General features: G+C 59.9%; 19 protein-coding genes and 1 other annotated feature. Of the genes, 15 read left to right on the top strand and 4 right to left on the bottom strand.

Annotated features, from left to right (window positions below):
- The first annotated feature begins 146 nt into the window (after window positions 1-146).
- A complete protein-coding gene (locus WDB86_RS08465; RefSeq protein ID WP_339108909.1) occupies window positions 147-1,871 on the top strand; it encodes an autotransporter assembly complex family protein in 1,725 nt (574 codons plus the stop codon).
- Window positions 1,871-5,773, top strand: coding sequence for a translocation/assembly module TamB domain-containing protein (locus WDB86_RS08460; protein WP_406735677.1), 3,903 nt, complete (start codon window positions 1,871-1,873; stop codon window positions 5,771-5,773). Before WDB86_RS08465 ends, WDB86_RS08460 begins: the two co-directional genes overlap by 1 nt.
- A 24-nt stretch (window positions 5,774-5,797) precedes the next feature.
- On the opposite strand, the gene WDB86_RS08455 is transcribed toward WDB86_RS08460, so the two are convergent.
- Window positions 5,798-6,682, bottom strand: a complete 885-nt coding sequence (locus tag WDB86_RS08455; RefSeq protein ID WP_339108912.1) for a YihY/virulence factor BrkB family protein — start codon at window positions 6,680-6,682, stop codon at window positions 5,798-5,800.
- A 116-nt stretch (window positions 6,683-6,798) separates the two neighbouring features.
- Window positions 6,799-6,856: a sequence feature (sul1 is cis-regulatory element that is thought to sense ions involved in sulfur or methionine metabolism; They are found in Alphaproteobacteria), on the top strand.
- Window positions 6,857-6,925: 69 nt separating this feature from the next.
- Here WDB86_RS08455 and WDB86_RS08450 point away from each other — a divergent pair.
- The 3 genes from WDB86_RS08450 (at window position 6,926) to WDB86_RS08440 (ending at window position 9,926) form a co-directional block, all read left to right on the top strand.
- A complete protein-coding gene (locus WDB86_RS08450) occupies window positions 6,926-8,413 on the top strand; it encodes a SulP family inorganic anion transporter (RefSeq protein WP_339108913.1) in 1,488 nt (495 codons plus the stop codon).
- 10 nt (window positions 8,414-8,423) lie between these two features.
- A complete protein-coding gene (locus WDB86_RS08445) occupies window positions 8,424-9,281 on the top strand; it encodes a universal stress protein (RefSeq protein ID WP_339108914.1) in 858 nt (285 codons plus the stop codon).
- 147 nt (window positions 9,282-9,428) lie between these two features.
- On the top strand, window positions 9,429-9,926 hold the full coding sequence (locus WDB86_RS08440) for a Dps family protein (protein WP_406735676.1): 498 nt from the start codon (window positions 9,429-9,431) through the stop codon (window positions 9,924-9,926).
- 238 nt (window positions 9,927-10,164) lie between these two features.
- Here WDB86_RS08440 and WDB86_RS08435 read toward each other — a convergent pair whose 3' ends face one another.
- Window positions 10,165-10,653, bottom strand: coding sequence for a hypothetical protein (locus tag WDB86_RS08435; protein ID WP_339108916.1), 489 nt, complete (start codon window positions 10,651-10,653; stop codon window positions 10,165-10,167).
- Window positions 10,654-10,869: 216 nt separating this feature from the next.
- Window positions 10,870-11,667 carry a response regulator gene (locus WDB86_RS08430; RefSeq protein ID WP_339108918.1) on the bottom strand — a complete coding sequence of 266 codons (798 nt, stop codon included), beginning with the start codon at window positions 11,665-11,667 and terminating at the stop codon, window positions 10,870-10,872.
- Between the two features lie 92 nt (window positions 11,668-11,759).
- Between WDB86_RS08430 and WDB86_RS08425 the strand changes: the two genes are divergently transcribed.
- Genes WDB86_RS08425 through WDB86_RS08415 form a run of 3 tightly spaced genes read left to right on the top strand, consistent with a single transcriptional unit; the run spans window position 11,760 to window position 14,292 of the window.
- Complete coding sequence (locus tag WDB86_RS08425; RefSeq protein WP_339108919.1) at window positions 11,760-11,918, top strand: NepR family anti-sigma factor; 159 nt, start codon at window positions 11,760-11,762, stop codon at window positions 11,916-11,918.
- Window positions 11,915-12,499 (top strand): RNA polymerase sigma factor, encoded by a 585-nt coding sequence (locus WDB86_RS08420; RefSeq protein ID WP_339108920.1) that lies wholly within the window; start codon window positions 11,915-11,917, stop codon window positions 12,497-12,499. The genes WDB86_RS08425 and WDB86_RS08420 overlap by 4 nt, the downstream gene beginning before the upstream one ends.
- The gene (locus WDB86_RS08415; RefSeq protein ID WP_406735675.1) at window positions 12,496-14,292 is read left to right on the top strand and encodes a sensor histidine kinase; all 1,797 of its coding nucleotides are present in this window, start codon (window positions 12,496-12,498) and stop codon (window positions 14,290-14,292) included. Before WDB86_RS08420 ends, WDB86_RS08415 begins: the two co-directional genes overlap by 4 nt.
- A 40-nt stretch (window positions 14,293-14,332) precedes the next feature.
- Here the strand turns inward: WDB86_RS08415 and WDB86_RS08410 are convergent, their stop codons facing one another.
- Window positions 14,333-15,652: a FliI/YscN family ATPase gene (locus tag WDB86_RS08410; RefSeq protein ID WP_406735674.1), complete on the bottom strand. Its 1,320-nt coding sequence runs from the start codon at window positions 15,650-15,652 to the stop codon at window positions 14,333-14,335.
- A gap of 80 nt (window positions 15,653-15,732) precedes the next feature.
- On the opposite strand from WDB86_RS08410, the gene WDB86_RS08405 reads away from it, so the two are divergent.
- Genes WDB86_RS08405 through flgA form a run of 7 tightly spaced genes read left to right on the top strand, consistent with a single transcriptional unit; the run spans window position 15,733 to window position 19,055 of the window.
- Window positions 15,733-16,119: a FlgB family protein gene (locus tag WDB86_RS08405; protein WP_406735673.1), complete on the top strand. Its 387-nt coding sequence runs from the start codon at window positions 15,733-15,735 to the stop codon at window positions 16,117-16,119.
- Window positions 16,120-16,121: 2 nt separating this feature from the next.
- A complete protein-coding gene (flgC, locus tag WDB86_RS08400; protein WP_339108924.1) occupies window positions 16,122-16,514 on the top strand; it encodes a flagellar basal body rod protein FlgC in 393 nt (130 codons plus the stop codon).
- A 17-nt stretch (window positions 16,515-16,531) separates the two neighbouring features.
- Complete coding sequence (gene fliE, locus WDB86_RS08395; protein ID WP_339108925.1) at window positions 16,532-16,840, top strand: flagellar hook-basal body complex protein FliE; 309 nt, start codon at window positions 16,532-16,534, stop codon at window positions 16,838-16,840.
- A gap of 3 nt (window positions 16,841-16,843) precedes the next feature.
- Window positions 16,844-17,110, top strand: a complete 267-nt coding sequence (locus WDB86_RS08390) for a flagellar biosynthetic protein FliQ (RefSeq protein ID WP_339108926.1) — start codon at window positions 16,844-16,846, stop codon at window positions 17,108-17,110.
- 3 nt (window positions 17,111-17,113) lie between these two features.
- Window positions 17,114-17,827, top strand: coding sequence for a flagellar hook-basal body complex protein (locus WDB86_RS08385; protein WP_339108927.1), 714 nt, complete (start codon window positions 17,114-17,116; stop codon window positions 17,825-17,827).
- A gap of 11 nt (window positions 17,828-17,838) precedes the next feature.
- Window positions 17,839-18,624, top strand: coding sequence for a flagellar basal-body rod protein FlgG (flgG, locus tag WDB86_RS08380; RefSeq protein ID WP_339108928.1), 786 nt, complete (start codon window positions 17,839-17,841; stop codon window positions 18,622-18,624).
- Complete coding sequence (gene flgA, locus WDB86_RS08375; RefSeq protein ID WP_339108929.1) at window positions 18,624-19,055, top strand: flagellar basal body P-ring formation chaperone FlgA; 432 nt, start codon at window positions 18,624-18,626, stop codon at window positions 19,053-19,055. The genes flgG and flgA overlap by 1 nt, the downstream gene beginning before the upstream one ends.
- The last annotated feature ends 4 nt before the right edge of the window (window positions 19,056-19,059 follow it).

The following is a 19,059-nucleotide window of genomic DNA, read 5'->3' as shown; positions in this document are numbered from 1 at the left end:
GTGTCGGCTGCACTGGAAAAAACCGCCAATAGCTGCAACTGTTTCCGAAAATAATGCGGATTGGGGGCAATCAGGTGCGCAGCAGGAAAATTGGTCTGGCAGGGATAGTGCTTTCCATTTGGGGAAGTGCGGCATTTGCGCAGGACATGGCACAGTTTCAGGTTTCCGGTGGGGACAAGGACCTGACCGAAACGCTGAAAAGCGCGTCTTTGGTGGTCAGTGCCGAGGCCAAGACCGGAGAGGATGCGCCCGATGCGCAGGATCTTTTCGGCTCTGCCCGTGCCGATTACGCCCGTCTTCTGGGCGCGCTTTACGACGAGGGCTATTATGCCCCTTCGATCTCCATTCTGGTGAATGGCAAAGAAGCCGCAAGTATCGCCCCGCTTGACGCACCCGCGACGATTTCATCGATCCAGATCACGGTCGATCCTGGCCCGAAATTCACCTTTTCGCAGGCGCAGGTGGCACCTTTGGCCCCAAAAACCGAGTTGCCCGATGGCTTCAGGGCGGGGCAGACCGCGCGCACCAGTGTCATCCGCTCGGCGGCGCAGACGGCGGTGGATGGCTGGGAGGCTGCGGGCCATGCCAAGGCCGATGTGGCCAGCCAGAAGATCACCGCCGATCATCGCAACGAGACGCTGGCCACCGATATCCGGCTTGATCCCGGCCCGAAAGTGACCTTCGGGGACCTCACCATTTCGGGCTATAAGCGTATGCGCGAAGAACGGATTCGCGCCATTGCAGGCTTCCCCAAGGGGCAGGTGTTCGACCCTGACGAACTGGAACTGGTGCGCACCCGCCTGCGCCGTGCCAGCGTGTTCAGCTCGATCACCATGACCGAGGCCGACAAGCTGAATGCCGATGATTCCCTTGATTATACGCTGGGCGTGGTCGAGGAAAAACGCCGCCGTCTGGGCGCAGGGGTCGAATACCAGACGGTCGATGGTCTGACGCTCTCGGGCTATTGGCTGCACCGTAACCTTTTTGGCGGGGCGGAGAGGCTGCGCGTGGATGCCGAAGTGTCGGGGATTGGCGGCTCGGATGGCGGGGCCGATTACAGTCTTGGCGTGCGCATGGACCGTCCGGCCACCTTCTCGGCGGATACCTCTGCCTATGCCGAAACCACGCTGGCGCGGGAATCGACCGACGATTACGACGAGAATTCCTTCGAGATCGGCGGCGGTCTGACGCATTATTTCAACGAGCAGATCACCGGCGAACTGGGCTTGGCCTATCGCTGGTCGATGGTGACGGATGATGTGGGCGATACCTATTTCAGCGAGATCGCTGCTCCGGGCACGCTGACGCTGGACAAACGCAACAGCGAGACCGATGCGACCAAAGGGTATTATGCCAAGATCGGCCTGCGGCCTTTCGTGGGGCTGAACAGTGCGACCGGCACGGGGATCCAGACCACGGGCGATCTGCGCGGGTATTTCGGCTTTGGTGCGGATGACCGTTTCGTGCTGGCAGGGCGGGCGCAATACGGGGCGGTGCTTGGCGCGTCTCTTGCGGAAACACCGCGGGATTATCTTTTCTATTCCGGCGGCGGTGGCACCGTGCGCGGTCAGCCTTACCAGTCGCTTGGCGTCGAAAAGCTGGAAAACGGCACGCTCAAGACCGGCGGCACCGAATTCATGGGCTTCTCGGGGGAATTCCGCGCGGGCATCACCGAGAGTATCGGCGCGGTGGCATTTTATGACATGGGCTGGGTCGGGGATGATGGCACCGGCGACTGGCAATCGGGCGCGGGGATCGGCCTGCGTTACAAAACCGGTATCGGCCCGATCCGTCTGGATGTCGCGGCACCGGTGGATGGCGATACAGGCGAAGGCGTGCAGCTTTACGTCGGATTGGGGCAGGCATTCTGATGAAGACGAAACTCGCAATCGCATTTTTGGCGCTATGGCCCATGCTGGGCTTCGCTCAGGAAACCACAACGACCCAGACCGAGGATGGCACCACCGTCCAGACCACCGGTACCGATACGGCGGCCAGCGACGAATCCAAGCGCGACCGGTCTTATCTGACCGGTCTGATCGAGGACAAGCTGTCCGGCGAGGGGCGCACCATCCGTCTTGACGGGTTCAAGGGTGCGCTGTCCTCGCGGGCGACCTTTGACAGCCTGACGATTTCGGATGATCAGGGGCCGTGGCTGGTGATCCGCAATGCGGGCCTGTCCTGGAACCGCTCCGCAATTTTGCGCGGCAATATCGACATCAAGGAGCTTTCGGCCAGCTCGATCGAACTGACCCGCCTTCCTGCCGCGCAGGAAGGGGTGGAAGTGCCCGACGCCGAGGCCAAACCCTTCTCGCTGCCCGAGTTGCCCCTGTCGCTTAATGTCGACAAGCTGGATGTGGGCGAGGTGAAGCTGGGTGAGTCCATTCTGGGGGAGCCGCTGACTTTCAAGGTGAACGGGTCGCTGAAACTGGCCGGAGGCAGCGGTGATGCCAAGCTGACCATTGACCGCACGGATCAGGTGCAGGGACAGTTCTCGCTGAACGGCTCTTATGCCAATGACACCCAGACCCTGTCGCTGGACCTGCTGACGCAGGAAGGTCAGGGCGGGCTGGTCTCGAAGAAACTGGGCCTTCCGGGGGCCCCTGCCGTGACGCTGGCTGTCTCGGGTGATGGGCCGCTGAGCGATTTCTCGGCCGATATGGCATTGTCGACCGATGGCCAGCAGCGCCTGACGGGGAAGGTGATCCTTGGCCAGACCAAAGGCGAGGATGGCACCGACAAGACCTTCAAGGCCACGCTTGCGGGGGATATTACCCCGATGCTGGAGCCCGCCTATCACGACTTTTTCGGCAAGAATATCGCGCTGGAAGTGGACGGGGTGTCCAAGGCGAAGGGCGGCACCGATATCAACCGGCTGTCACTGGATGCGCAGGCGGTGGATGTGAAAGGGTCGATGTCGCTGGCCGCAAGCGGTCTGCCCGAACGGTTCGATCTGGATATGAATGTGGGGCTGGAGACCGGCGAACCGGTCGTGCTACCGGTGACGGGGGCCGATACCACATTGCAGGATGCCTCGCTGAAGCTCAGTTATGACGCGGCGGCGGGCGATAACTGGACGCTGACCGGTCTGGTCGATGCGCTCAAAAGCCCCACACTGTCGCTTGAGAAGGTCAATCTGGACGGGACGGGCACCATTACGCAAGATCCCGACCAGCCGGCTGTGGCGGGGCATGTCAGTTTTGACACGCAGGGCATCGCGATGGGCGAGGCCGCTCTGGCCGAGGCCGTGGGGCCGACGCTGACCGGACAGACCGATTTCAACTGGGTCAAAGGCAGCCCGATCAAGCTGAGCGGTTTGCAGGTGGCTGGCCGTGATTACGCATTGCAGGGCGACGTGGCCTTTGAGGATCCGACCGGCGGCCTGACCATCACCACGGATGCGCAGGTGCGCCATGATAATCTTGCACGTCTGGCGCAGGTTTCGGGGCGCGATCTTTCGGGGTCGGTTCTGGGCACGGTCAAAGGCAGCTTTACCGTGCTGAGCGGTGCTTTTGATGCCGATGTGGATGTGACGGGTCAGGATATCGCGATCGGGCAGCCGCAGGCGGATGCCGCGCTGGCAGGGCAATCGAAGATCGTCCTATCCGCCAAACGGGATGAAAACGGCCTTGTGCTGCGCAATTTCTCGGCGGATGCGAAAGCCCTGAGTGCCAAGGCATCGGGGTCGCTGGCCACCGGCAATGCGGATGTGACGGCGACGGCCAAGGCCAACCTGAACGTTCTCGGGGCGGGCTATGGCGGCGCGGTCGATCTGAACGCGCATTACACCGAGGGCGAAGAGGGGCGTCGTGTGGTACTGAATGCCACCGGAAACGGCGTGGCCGTGGGCCAGCCGCAGGTGAACAAGTTCCTGCAAGGCAAGACGGTTATCGACCTGAACGCGCTGGAGAAAGACGGCGATATCTCGCTGGATACCTTCAACATCTCTAACCCCAATCTGAAAGCCACGGGGGCAGGGGCGCTGAAGGGCGGTCAGGGCGAGATCAATGTCTCTCTCGAGAGCGATCTGTCGGGTCTGGGCGCGCCCTATCGTGGCAAGATCACCGCGCAGGCGGCGGTCAGCGACGGGACAGCAGGGCGCCTGATCACGCTCAAGGCCAATGCCAAGAATGTCGCGATGGGCCAGTCGCAGGCCGACAAGCTGCTGGCGGGGGACTCTGTGCTGGATCTGGCCGTTTTGCAAAATGGCGATGATATCGAGCTACAGAAATTCACCCTGTCGAACCCGCAACTGAGTGCCGATGCCAAGGGCACGGTGACCGCAGGGGCGCGCAAGATCGACCTGAATGCACGTCTGGCCAATGCCGCTCTGCTGGCACCGGGCTTCCCCGGTCCGCTGACGGTGAAAGGCGATATCACCGATAACGGTCAGCATTATGGTGTGAATATCAGCGCAACCGGACCGGGCAATACCAATGCGACAGTGTCGGGGACGCTGGCTTCGGATTTCAAAACGGCCAATCTGGCAGTGAAAGGGGCGACGCAATCGGCGCTGGCCAATGCGTTCATCTCGCCGCGCTCTGTCGAGGGGCCGCTGAATTTCGACCTTGCGCTGAACGGACCGCTGGCACTGAACGCGGTGTCGGGCAAAGTGACGGGGCAGGGGCTGCGCTTTAGCGCGCCGACCCTTTCGCTGGCGCTGGAGGCGATCAATGTGAACGCCCAGCTTGGCGGCGGTCGGGTCAATCTGACGACCAGCGCCAATTTCAGCGATGGCGGCACGGTCAAGGTGACTGGTCCGATCGGGCTGAGCGCGCCTTACAGCTCGGATCTGGCGATTGCGCTGGACCGTGCGCGGCTGCGGGACCCCAATCTGTATGATACCCGTATCTCGGGCGATCTGGGGATCAACGGGGCGCTGACGGGCGGGGCGAAGATCGCCGGTAAGTTGCGCCTGTCGGACACCGAGATCCGCGTGCCTTCGACCGGACTGGGCGGGGTGGAGTCCATCCCCGATATCACCCATGTCGCCGAAAGCGCGGCCTCGCGGCAGACCCGTGCGCGGGCAGGGGTGCTGCAATCGGAGAGCGAGAGCACCTCGGGCGGGTCATCGGTGGCCTTCCCGCTGGATATCACCATTTCCGCGCCCAACCAGCTTTTCGTGCGCGGGCGCGGGCTTGATGCCGAGCTGGGCGGCCAGCTGCGGATCACCGGCACCACGGCCGATGTTGTGCCAATCGGCAGTTTCGAGCTGGTGCGCGGGCGGCTGGATGTGCTGAACCAGCGCTTTACGCTGGATCAGGGGTCGATCCAGCTTCAGGGGGAGTTTACGCCCTATATCGATTTCTCGGCCACGACGACCAAGAACGATTACGCCATCACGCTTGGTATCTCGGGGCAGGCGACCGCGCCGGATCTCAGCGTGACCTCCTCGCCGGAATTGCCGCAGGAAGAGGTGCTGGCCCAGCTTCTCTTCGGGCAGGGGCTGAGCAATATCTCGGCTTTGCAAGCGGCAGAGCTGGCATCTGCGGTGGCGACGCTTGCGGGCCGCAATGACAACGGCATCATGTCCAAGCTGCGCAATAGCACGGGGCTGGATGATCTGGATGTCGGCACCGATAGTGACGGGAATGCCACCGTGACGGCGGGCAAATATATCTCGGACAAGATCTATACCGATGTCGAGCTTGGATCGTCCGGCCAGACCGAGATCAATCTCAATCTGGATCTGACCAAGACGATCACCGCAAAAGGCACGGTCGGGTCGGACGGAGATAGCGGGCTTGGGGTGTTCCTGGAGAAAGACTACTGAGCAAGGGGCCTTCGGGCCCCTTCTTCAATCCAGCGGCTTGGTGCTGCCGGTGCGTTCCTTGCGCCATTCGGCATTGAAGGCGGCCCCGAACAGAATGGCGAAGGCCGACAGGTAGAGCCATAGAAGAAGGGCGATCACGGCGCCGATAGAGCCGTAAAGCTTGGAGTAGCTTGCAAAATGCGACAGGTAGAAAGTTAGTCCGAAGCTTGCTGCTCCCCAGACGAGGGTTGCGATCACGGCCCCGAAGGTGAAGATCTTCTCGCGCGGGCGGCCCATTTTGCGCGGTCCGTAACGATAGAGGATCCCCAGCACCGTCAACATCAGCAGAAACATCGCCCCCCAAGGCAGCCATGACAGCATGAGGTTGGTCAATGCGATCAGGGCGGGAGTGTTGTGGAAGGGCAGGATGTTGAGAAAGACCGGCACGGCGACAATCGTTGCCAATGCGCCGATCATGACCGCCACCAGCGCCAAGGTCATGAAATAGGCAAAGAAGATGCTCCAGATCGTGTTGCGGGGTTTGGTGCCGTGGATGACATTCAGCCCCAGCACCAGTGCCCCGACTCCTGCCCGTGCGGAGAAAAGCGTCACGCCCAGCGAGGCGATCGTGCCCCAGCCGATGGTGGAATCGGTCGAGATCAGCCAGCTCTGGATCTGCGAATACAACAGGTTCCACGCCTGTGGCGGGATGAAATTATCGGCCACGGCCAGATAGGTCCGGATCGTATTGGCGTCGGCAAAGGCGGTCCAGATCGCGATGGTGGCCGAAACGCCGGGGAAGATGGCCAGCATCGCATAGAAGGCCACTCCGGCGGAGATCAGCCCGATATTCGTGGCCGCAAGCCGCCCTAGAAGCTGAAGGGAAAAGTTCAGCGAAACACGCAGGATATGAGCAGGTGTGACCGACACGTGATCTCCTTTTGCCAAATACCTAAGCGTGTTGGACGGTTTGGAGCAATGGGGCGCGGAAAATGTGTCGGACGGATTGCCCTTTTGGTCACGGTTTCGTATGCAAAGGGCAATCGTCAGGACCCGGGTGAGATGCCCGGGTGGCTCTTCCGGCCGCCGATCCGCCGGAGAAACCCGTTAAATACAAACCCCAAATCCGAGACGCCTGCCTGAAATTGCGGGCCGAAACGGTCAGGATATGACATGAACCTTGATGCTTATCGCAAATCATGGGTCGGCAGCTTGCGCGCAGACGTGCTGTCGGGCCTTGTTGTGGCGCTTGCGCTCATTCCCGAAGCCATCGCCTTTTCCATCATTGCCGGTGTGGACCCGAAAGTGGGGCTATATGCCAGCTTTTCCATCGCGGTGATCACCGCCATCGTGGGCGGACGTCCCGGCATGATTTCGGCCGCGACGGCCGCGACGGCCGTTCTGATGGGCAGTCTCGTGCGCGAGCATTCTCTGGACTACCTGCTGGCCGCGACCGTGCTGGCGGGGGTGATCCAGATCGTGATCGGGGTAAGCCGCGTGAGCTTCGTCATGCGCTTTGTCTCGAAATCGGTGATGACCGGCTTTGTGAACGCCTTGGCGATCCTGATTTTCATGGCGCAGCTTCCCGAAATGGACCCTGCGAGGGTGCCGATGTTCACCTTTGTCGTGATCGCGCTGGCGCTGGCCATTATCTATATCCTGCCACGCTTTACCAAGGCGGTGCCCTCGCCCTTGGTGGCCATCGTGATCCTGACGGCCTGCTCCATCGGTTTCGGTTGGGAGGTGCGCACGGTGGGGGATATGGGCAAGCTGCCCGATGCGCTGCCAAGCTTCCTGATCCCCGATGTGCCCTTCACTCTGGAGACGCTGAAGATCATCTTCCCCTATTCGCTGGGCGTGGCTGTGGTGGGGCTTTTGGAAAGCCTGATGACGCAGAACCTGATCAATGATCTCACCGATACCAAATCCTCGCGCAATCAGGAATGTGTGGGGCAGGGGATCGCCAATGGTCTGACCGGGTTTATCGGCGGTATGGCGGGCTGTGCGATGATCGGCCAGTCGATGATCAACATCAAATCCGGTGGGCGCGGGCGTCTGTCGACGCTGGTGGCGGGCGTGATGCTCTTGATCTTCTGTGTGGTGCTGGGGCCGTGGGTCAGCCAGATCCCGATGGGGGCGCTGGTGGCGATCATGATCATGGTGTCCGTCGGCACGTTCAGCTGGTCCTCGATCCGTGACTTGACGGTGCATCCCAAAACCTCGAGTGCGGTGATGCTGGCGGTGGTGGCCGTGGTGGTGGCCACCCATAACCTTGCTATCGGTGTGCTGGTGGGGGTGCTGCTGTCGGGCTGTTTTTTTGCGGCCAAGATCGCGCGCCAGTTCCATCTGACCTCCAAGCTGTCGCCCGATGGCCGCGCGCGCACCTATTATGTGCATGGGCAGCTCTTCTATGGTGCTACGGAAGATTTCATGGCAGCTTTCGATTTCCACGAAGCGCTTGATCATGTGGTGATTGATGTGACAGACGCCAAGATCTGGGATCTTTCTGCCGTCTCTGCACTGGACATGGCGGTGCTGAAATTCCGCCGTGACGGGGCGGAGGTCACGTTGATCGGTATGGACGAGATGTCGCGGCAGATGGTCGGGCGTTTGGGGCAGGCCGATAAGCCGGATGCCGAAGTCGCGGCAGGCGGGCATTAAGGAGGAGCGCATGGACAAGAAGATTATCTCTTTCGTCGACGGGTCGCATTATTCGGCCAGCGTCTGCGACTATACCGCTTGGGCGATGGCCCGTCTGGGGGTGCCTGCCGAGCTGATCCATGTGCTGGGCCGCGCGCCCGAGCAAAGCGAGGATCTGTCCGGAACGATCGCGCTGGGGGCGCGCTCGGCGCTGATGGCGCAGCTTGCCAGTATCGACGAACAACGCGCGAAGCTGGTGTCGCAGCGCGGGCGTGCAATTCTGGAAGACGCCAAGGCCCGCACGCAAGAAGTCTGCCTGCGGGATGGCTGTGCGCAGGACGTGGCGACGCAGTTGCGCAATGGGGATATTCTGGAGGCCGTCACCGAGCGCGAGGCGGATGCACGGCTGATCATCATCGGCAAGCGCGGGGATGAGGCCGATATTGCCCATGACCATCTTGGCTCCAATCTGGAGCGTGCGATCCGCTCGACCAAGGTGCCGGTGCTGGTGGCCAATCGGGCTTTCGCACCGGTGGAGCGTGTGGCGATTGCGTATGATGGCGGGGTTTCGGCCAAGCGTGCGATGGCGGTGCTGGCCCAGTCACCGATTTTCACCGATCTGGATCTGCAGGTGGTGTCTGTCGGAGACAATGCTCGGTCCCGTGCCGAAGAGGGCTGCCAGCTTCTGGCACAATCGGGGTTGCAGCCGCGTGCGGTCGGACTGTCGGGCGAGCCGGAAAAAGCACTGGGCTCGCATATCGATGCGGATGGTATCGACCTGATCGTGATGGGGGCTTACGGCCATTCGCGGATCCGGTCCTTCATTATCGGCTCGACCACCACGGCCCTGATCCGCGCCTGCAAGGTTCCGGTGCTTTTGATGCGCTAGGACCGGACCCTTTGGTGGATCAGACGAAAAAAACAGGCGTCGCACGGAACGGTGCGGCGCCTTTTTCGTTGTCTGAGTGAAACATGGAAAGGACCGTGCGGCGCTGCATTTAAGGTGCCCGGTCCGCAATCAGAGGAGACCGATCTCATGGACAATGTGCTTCAAGTCAAACCGAAAGCCGAAACCGTCAACACCGGTGTCGAGGGGAAGAAAGCTGTCGCCAAGGCGGTCAATCAGGTCGCAGCGGATGTGTATAAGCTGGCGATCAAGACGCAGTTCTACCATTGGAACGTGGAAGGCCCGCTGTTCCGCCCGCTGCATCTGCTGACCGAAGAGCAATATGGCATCATGTTCGAAACCGCAGACGAGGTTGCGGAGCGCGTGCGTGCGCTTGGCGAGCTGGCACCGATGAACCTCAAACAGCTCAATGCCTTCTCGCAGATCGAAGAGCTTGATACAAAGCCCACCGCCGAAGAGATGATCGCCGATCTGGTGAAGGATCACGAGGCGATCGCCGCCCGTATTCAGGACGTCATCGAACTGGCAGGCGAGCATAATGACCACGCCACCGATGACCTGCTGGGTGGCGTTGCGGGTCAGCATGAGAAAATGGCATGGATGCTGCGTTCGCATCTGGCCAAGTAAGAGGTCTACTCTGCAAAAAAGCCGGGCGTTTGCCCGGCTTTTTTATGCATGAAGATCCGGTCAGAGACTGGGGCGTGATGCCGTTTTCGGGGTTTGGCTTCAGGGCTTGAGGGATGAGACGGGGGCGAAACGCGCCGTTTTGGCCGAGTAATGCGCATTGATGCGGGGAAAGGTCACGGACAGGCGGCAATGATGGTGCCGCACAGAAAAAAAGCCCCGGTCTGGCCGGGGCTTTTTCTTATTTCAGGCGCTTGACGACTTCTTGCGAGAAGAGGTCGATCAGGGCGTTGTAATAAAGCGGGTCGTCAACCGTGAGGGCGGTGGCGTCCGTTCCCTCGGGCAGGGAAACCGCGATATTGGGGAAGCCGACATCAAGATCGTAATGGTCGAATTTGCCATTATCGGTGGCGGAATAGACGTTGATCTGGGCGCCGAGCTTCGAATCCGCGATATTGGCAAGAGTGTCCCATGTGCTTGCGACTTCGGCCTCGTCCAGATCCACCTTGATGCTGGAACCTGCTTTGTCAGGGTCGAAGGCGGGGCCGAGATCGGCGATGATCTGTGTCTGCAGATCTGCCGCCATTTTCGTGTAGAACGCCTGCGCGGCGGGGCCGTTCTGATCATGAATTTCGTTATTCACGGTCACGCTGGTGACCGGACCGGACGCGGCCAGAGCAGCGCCTGCCGACAGGGCCATGACACTGGTCAGAGCAAGGATGCGTTTCATCTTGTTTCTCCATCTGCGCGGGCTGCGATAAGCGCCGCTGTTATGGAAAGTGAACGCATGTTGACGCGAACGGTTCCTTGAACGGCTGTGAGGCCGCGCGGGAAACCGGCGGGTTTGGCGGTTTTATGCCTATGGAATAAAATAAAAAACCCCGAGCACGGGCTCGGGGTTTTCGGTGGGTCTTTCCGCGCCGGACTTGCGCCGGTCTGGTATCGGTTAGGCCAGAAGGGTTTCGGTCGAGCTGAAGAACATGGCCTGGCTGACCGCCGATTGGACCTGCGTCTCGGTATAGGGTTTGGTGATCAGGAAGGCCGGTTCGGGGCGCTCGCCTGTCAGCAGACGCTCGGGGAAGGCGGTGATGAAGACGACCGGCAACTGGTCGAACTGGGCCAGAATGTCATTAACGGCATCAATCCCCGAGGAATTGTCGGCCAGCTGGATGTCGGCGAGGATCAGGTCGGGTTTCTCGCGGGCGGCAAGCTCGACAGCCTCTGTGCGGGTGCGGGCGATGCCCGTCACCTGATGGCCGAGTTCTTCGACAATCGCGCGGATATCCATCGCGATGATCGCCTCATCCTCGATGATCATCACTTTGCCGGCCACCGAGTTTTCCATCTCGCGCATGGCGATTTCCACCAGCTCTTCGGCCTCGGCGGTCTCGATCTGCATGATCGAGGCGACCTCCTCAAAACGGAACCCCTCGATGGTGTGCAAAAGCAGGGCTTCGCGGGTGTTGGGCGTCAGGCTTGCCATATGGTCCTGCGCGCGCATCTCGAGGCTGCCCTCGGCTTCGCCCAGCGGCGCGCCGGCAGAGGCCCAGACAAGATGGAAGGCATGGAACAAAGCCACCTTCGGATCCGTTTCATTCTTGAAGATCGCTTCTTCGGCCAGGATCGCCTCAAGGGTCGCCGCCGCATAGCGATCACCCGTGTCTTGGCTCCCGGTCAGCGCACGGGCATAGCGGCGCAGGTAGGGCAGGTTCGCAGCGATGGCGCCGGCGATATCGGTGGGCATGTAAAAACTCCCAAATTTTCGTTTTCCAAGGAACCAACTCCATTGTCCTGCGTTTGGTTCCATGCAAAATAGCTGTGATCGGAACCATAGGTATGACCAACGAAATGGCTGACGACAAGTCGCGAGCCAGCATAAAGGAACAGATCAACAGGAACCTCAAGAAGGCTTACGAGCAGGCCCTGAATGAAGATGTTCCCGATCGCTTCAAAGATTTGCTGGCACAACTACGTGCAAAGGAGGGCGACAAATGACATCGCCCTCCTCTGACACGAACAAGGTCGAAGATCCTCGCGACGAACTGCCCGAACATCTCCCGGCCCTGCGTGCCTTTGCGATGTCTTTGACGCGCAATTCCGCGACCGCGGATGATCTGGTGCAGGATACGATCGTCAAGGCGTGGTCGAATATCGAGAAATTTCAGGTTGGCACGAATATGCGCGCCTGGCTGTTTACGATCCTGCGGAACACGTTCTATTCGGATCGCCGCAAACGCAAGCGCGAGGTGGCCGACCCTGATGGCGTTCACGCCGCAGCTCTGTGTGAACGGCCCGCCCATGACGGGCGTCTGGCGATGAATGACTTCATGGTGGCTTTTGACAAGCTGACCCCCGAACATCGCGAAGTTCTTATTCTTGTTGGGGCATCCGGTTTCTCTTATGAAGAGGCAGCCGAGACCATGGGGGTCGCGGTCGGAACGGTGAAGAGCCGTGCCAATCGTGCGCGTGCACGACTGGCGGAGATGCTGAAGCTGGAGGAGGGCGAGGATATCCTCTCCGGTATGGATGCGACTTCGCTGGCTGTAATGAGTAAATCGGGGACTGCCGCTGCATGATAAGGAAAGAAGGATCGACGGGGTCGTTCATCGACCGTCTCGGTGTGCGTCTGGCGATCTTTCTGGCAGTGGCCCTGTTCCCACTGCTGCTGATCTCGGCCATCCAGTCGAATTCGCTGCTGCAAGAGGCACGGGCGCGGTCGGAAGCCGCGCTTATGGGCGAAACCCTGCAGGCGGTCACGGGCGAGACGCGGCTTTTGCAGCAGGCGCAGGCCGAAGCGCGTTTTCTGGCCTATACCCTACCGCCCTTGCTGGGGGATATGGATGCTTGTAGCGCGCAGATGCGCAAAGTCGTGGAAGCCGATCCTGCGCTTTCTCTGGCTGCTTTCGTGGATAAGGACGGGCAGATGGAATGCTCGTCCCGCAGCGTGTCCTATGATTTTTCGAACAACAAGTATTTCCAGAAGCTTCTACCACTGGACACGCCGAATTTCATTCTCAATCCGCATGGGCCGGTCTCCGGCACGGCGGTGATCGGCGCGACCCATCCGGTCTATGACAAGGATGGGCACAAGCTTGGCTTCGTCAGCTTGAGCCTGCCGCATTCTTCATTGCTGCACCGTGATCACGAGAACGACACATTGGGATATGATGTCGATAATTCGTTGATGATCCTGACATTCGATACCAGTGGCGCGGTGCTCACCTCGTCGGGCGATCTCGCCCTGACCAAAGACTATCTGCCCGCCCATCGCGCGCTGAAGGCGCTGGCGGGAACCAATGCTGTCACCTTTACCGCGCGGGCGAATTCGGGGCAGGAACGGGTCTATTCGGTTCTGGAGCTTCTTCCGGGGCAGCTTTATGCAATGGGAAGCTGGCCTGCAAAAGCCTCGATCTCGATGAACCCGATCGCCGATGTGTCTCCGATTCTGGTGCCGGGTCTGATGTGGCTTGCCAGCCTGCTTGTGGCGTATTTCGCGATGCAAAAGCTGGTGATCGGCCATATCAAGCGGCTGTCGCGTGCGTTGCGTGGTTTTGCCTCGGGGTCGCGTCGTGTTGGGAACCTGAACTATGCCGGTGCGCCGAAGGAAATTCAGGATCTGGCCCTGTCTTACGAAAAGATGACAGAAACCATCCTGCATGACGAGGCCGAGCTGGAGGATATGATCCACCATCAGGAGGTGCTACTGCGCGAGGTCCACCACCGTGTGAAGAATAACCTCCAGCTGATCGCCTCCATCATTTCGATGCAGATCCGCAAGGCCCGCTCGCCCGAGGCGAAAGACCTGATGAAAGGGCTGCAGGAGCGCGTGATCAGTCTGGCAACCATCCACCGCGGGTTGTATCAGACATCGGGCTTGACCGATATCACGGCCAACGAGCTTCTTCCCGATATCGTGCGCCAGATTTCCGCGCTGGCAACAGGGCCGGAACGCAGGATCGATATCGGTTGTCATGTGGATGAGATCCGGCTGACCCCCGATCAGGCCGTGCCGTTGTCGCTCTTGCTGACAGAAGCCATGACCAATGCGATGAAATATGCGGGCACGGTGGACGGGTCGCGCCCCGATCTGCAGATTTCCCTGCGGAAGACACGGAAGGGCTATGCCTGTCTGGCGCTGGAAAATTCCGTGGACGAAAATGCGCCGCCGGCCTCGCCGGATACCAGCTCGGGGCTGGGATCGCAGCTTGCACAGGCCTTCGTGCAGCAGCTCAACGGGGATTTGCAATCCTCGCAGGAAAATGGCCGCTATCGTCTGACCGCCGAGTTCAAGCTGGCGGAGTTGCAGGAGGCAGAGCTGCGCCATGCCCGTGACGACGAAGATGATGACGAGGATGAGGAAGAAGAATAAGGGGCCGTTTGGCCCCTTTATTCCTTAATGCTGCACGGTGTCAGGCCTTGGCCAGTGCTGCCTTGAGCCGCTCGAAGCTGGCTTGAGTGTTTTTGGTTTCGGCTTCGGCGATAAAACCATCCAATGCCGGCCAGACCTTGATGGCCTTATCCACGACAGGATCGGAGCCTGCGGCATAAAGCCCTGCCTGAATCATCATCTCGGCTTTGTCATAGGCACCAAGCAACCGTCGTGCCTGTTTGATCAGTTCATTTTCCTGCGCTGTCGCGGCATCCGGCAGGGAGCGCGAGACCGAGCGGAGAAGATCGATGGCGGGGAACCGGCCGCGTTCGGCAATCTTGCGGTCCATGACAACGTGCCCGTCCAGCGTCCCGCGCAGGATATCCGCCACCGGTTCTTCCATATCAGAGCCGGGGACCAGCACCGAGAAGACGGCGGTAATATCGCCCGCCCCCTCCGGCCCCGGGCCGGAGCGCTCGGCCAGCCCCATGATCTGTTGGGATGTCGAGGGCGGAAAGCCGCGTAGGGTCGCGGCCTCGCCACCGGCAAGGGCAACCTCGCGATGGGCTTCGGCAAATCGGGTGATGCTATCGGCCAGAAACAGCACATGCTTGCCTTGGTCGCGGAAATGTTCTGCGACGGTCATCGCCGCCAGCGCACAGCGCCGCCGGACCAGTGGCGATTGGTCGGAGGTCGCAGCGATAATGATCGAGCGTGCCATACCTTCCGGTCCAAGAACCTTTTCAACGAATTCGCGCAGCTCGCGGCCACGTTCACCGATCAAGGCGATCACCGCGACATCGGCTTCGACCCCCTTGGCAAAATTGGCCAGAAGCGAGGATTTACCCACGCCAGACCCTGCAAAGAGGCCGATACGCTGGCCTTTGACAAGGGGGAGAAGGGTGTTGAATACCGCAAGACCGGTCTCCAGCCGCGCGCCCAGACGACGGCGTTGGGCGGCCGCCGGCGGGCGGGACCGTATGTTGCGTTCGATCGGGCCGCGCATCAGGGGCTGGCTGTCCAGCGGATTGCCGAACGGATCGATGATTCGCCCGATCCAAGAGCTGTCGGGACAGATTCCGGTCTGGCCCAGCAAATCTACCCGGTCATCGATGGCCAGCCCGTCCGCGGCCCCGTCGGCCAGCAATTTGACATGATCTTTTTCAAGCGACAGCACTTCGGCGCCAATTTTCAACCCTGACTGGCAGAGGATTTCCGCGCGATCTCCGAGGGTTGCGACGCGCGAAAGGCCTGTTGCCTCGATCACCCCCTGACCGACACGGCTGATTCTGCCTACTGTATGCACTGCGCCAAAGTCTGAAATTGATGCCCGCAACAGGTCCAAATCTGCATAAGCCATTCTGGCCTCCATTCGTTTTCTAAATGTTTTTTAATGAATCACTCTTAAGCCTTGGTTGAAATCTCAGAGGAGAAGCCTCGGTGTTCGAAAAAATCGATGTGATGAATATGGCTGAGTCGATGGCACGCCACGCCGCTCAGCGCCAATCCGCAGTCTCGCGCAACATGGCGAATGCGGATACCCCCGGTTACAAGGCGCAGGATGTGACGCCTTTTGCCGAAGCCTATCAGGAAGAGGTTGCGATGCCGATGAAGGCAACGCGGGCGGGCCATATCGGTGCGGATAATCTGGTGACCTCGGAGGTGACCACCCGCAGTGATCCCGGCACGGCCTCCCCTAATGGCAACACGGTTTCGCTGGAAGACGAGATGGTGAAAGCGGTGGAGACCAAGCGCCAGCATGATCTCGCGTTAACCATATACAAATCAACTTTGAACATTCTGAGAACAAGCGTTGCACGGAGCTGATTATGACTGACTTTGGCGATTCTTTTTCTCTCGCGGCATCGGGCATGAAGGCGCAGGCACAGCGTCTGCGCTATGTGTCCGAGAATATCGCGAATGCGGATACCCCCGGCTATCACCGCAAGCTGACGAAGTTCAAACAGGTGATGGAAGAGGAGGGAGTTACGGGCAAGGTCGAGCTTGGCAAGGTCGATCTGGATCGCTCGGATCTGAAGCAAATTTATGATCCGGGCAGCCCGCTGGCCGATGCGAATGGCTACTATGACGGCTCGAATGTCGATCTGGTGGTGGAAATTGCTGACGCGCGTGAAGCGCAGCGCAGCTACGAGGCGAATATCAAGATGTTTGATCAGACGCGGCAAATGTCCTCGGCTCTGCTCGATATTCTGCGCCGTTAACCTAGGAGAAGTCTAGAATGGACGTGAAAACTTCCTTGGCCGCACAGGGCTATGCCCAAGGCCGTTCCGCTGCACAACTTGGACTTGAGGGATCGGGGGGCAATGCCACCGAGGCGACCGAAAATCCGTTTGCAGCTCTGGCCAGCGATTTCGTGGATACCGTCAAGAATGGCGAGGAAACCGCGAAGGCCGCAATGACCGGCGATGCCGATCCCCACACATTGGTGCAGGCCCTGTCGCAGACCGAACTGGCGGTCGAGGCAGCCGTGACGCTGCGCAATAAGGTCGTCGAGGCCTATCAGGAAATCCTGCGGATGCCGGTGTAACCCATGAATGATGTCATCTTCTTCGATACGTTGCGCGAGGCTCTTTGGGTCGCGGTGATGATTTCGGCTCCGATGCTGGCTGTCGCCCTGATTGCCGGGGTGTCCATCGGTCTGTTTCAGGCGCTGACATCGGTGCAGGAGATGACCCTGACTTTTGTGCCCAAAGTCGGTGCGATGCTCATCGTTTTCTGGGTGTCCATGTCTTTTATGTCGGAACGATTGGTCGATTTTTTCACCTCGGGCATCATCCCCATGATTGCCGGGAGCTAACTTATGGATAATGCGATTTATGCAACGTTGACCCGTCAATCGGGTCTGATGAAGGAAATGCAGGTGGTGGCGAATAATATCGCCAACACCTCTACCACCGGTTTCCGCAAGGAAGGGGTGATTTTTGCCGAACATGTCGAGGCGTTGGGCAATGACGAGCCGTCTTTGTCGATGGCGCTTGGCAATGGCCGCGAGATCTCGACGCTGCAGGGTGGCCTGACATCCACCGGAAACAACTTCGATTTCGCCATTCAGGGCGATGGCTATTTCATGGTGCAGACCCCGCAGGGCGACGCTTTGACCCGCGCCGGAAATTTCGTGCCCTCCGCTGAGGGGATTTTGCAGAACCAAGACGGCTATCCCGTGCTGGATTCGGGGGGAGGGCCGATCTTTATTCCCGCTGAAGGGCAGCTTTCGGTGGCGCAGGACGGCACGATGTCTGTTGACGGCCAACCTATTGCGCAGCTTGGAGTTTACGACCCTGCTGACCCGAATGGCATGGTGCATTCGGGCGGGACGCTCTTTTATGCGGAAGGGGGCGCACAGGTGCAGGAATTTCCTCAGGTCCTGCAAGGATTTGTTGAGGAATCGAATGTAGACCCAATCACAGAGGTCGCGCGCATGATCGAAGTGCAGCGGGCCTACGAGATGGGACAGAAATTCCTTGATCGAGAAGACGAACGCATCCGCAACGTCATTTCGACGCTGACGAAGTAAGGAGAAGCCTTATGCGTGCCCTACAGATTGCCGCCACCGGGATGGCCGCCCAGCAAATGCGCGTCGAGGTTATTTCGAACAACCTCGCGAATATGTCGACCACCGGCTATAATGCACGTCGTGCGGAATTTGCGGATCTCACCTATCAACAGCTCACCCGTCCGGGAACGATTAGCGCCAGCGATGGCTCGGTCGTGCCGTCCGGCGTACAGCTTGGTCTGGGTGTGCGCCCGACTGCCGTGACGCAGATTCTCGAACAGGGATCTCTGGTGAGCACGGGCGGTGATCTTGATGTCGCCATTGACGGGATCGGCTATCTCGAGGTCGAGATGCCTTCGGGTGTGTCGGCCTATACCCGTGACGGCGGGCTCAAACGTTCGGCGGATGGCGAGATCGTGACCTCGGATGGTTATCCGGTCGTGCCGGGCATTACGATCCCCGATGATGCGACCTCTGTTGCGATCAATACGTCGGGCGAGGTCTATGCCTATTTCAGCGATCAGGTGCAGCCGCAACTGATGGGGCAGCTGACGCTGGCCAATTTCACCAACAAGAAAGGGCTTGAAGCTATTGGCTCGAACCTCTTTCTGGAAACCGGCGCGTCCGGCCCGCCCGTTGTCGGAGAGCCGGGGCAGGACGGGCTGGGGACGCTGCGGCAGGGGTATCTTGAGGAAAGCTCGGTGGATCCGGTGCGCGAGATCACTGAACTGATCAAGGCGCAGCGCGGTTACGAGCTGAATTCCAAGGTGATATCGGCTGCGGACCAGATTCTGAGCGCGACGGTACAGGTGCGTTGATGCGTAGCTTTGCCCCTCTTCTGGTGGCGTTGCTTGCGGTTGCCGGAACCAGCCTTCAGGCCGAAGTCGTTGTGGCGACGCGCACCTTGCGCGCGCAGACCATTCTGACGCCGGATGATCTGGATATCGCCTCTATGGATGTGCCCGGTGCATTGGTGGACCCGATTGACGCGGTCGGTCTTGAGACGCGTGTCGCGATTTATGCCGGACGCCCGATCCGCCCCGAACATCTTAGCCAGCCTGCGATTGTCGAACGGAATCAGACGGTCTCACTGGCATATAATCGTGGCTCTTTGACCATTATCACCGAGGGGCGCGCGCTGGAGCGCGCCGCTATCGGCGACAGCATCCGCGTGATGAATGTCTCCTCCCGCACCACTGTTACGGCCACTATTTCGGCGGATGGTACCGCCTATGTGAACAAGGACTGATTGT

Source organism: Thioclava sp. GXIMD4215 (assembly GCF_045291555.1).
GTDB lineage: Bacteria > Pseudomonadota > Alphaproteobacteria > Rhodobacterales > Rhodobacteraceae > Thioclava > Thioclava litoralis.
The sequence above is the reverse complement of the archived record's forward strand: the minus strand, read 5'-3'. Positions and strand labels throughout refer to the sequence as shown.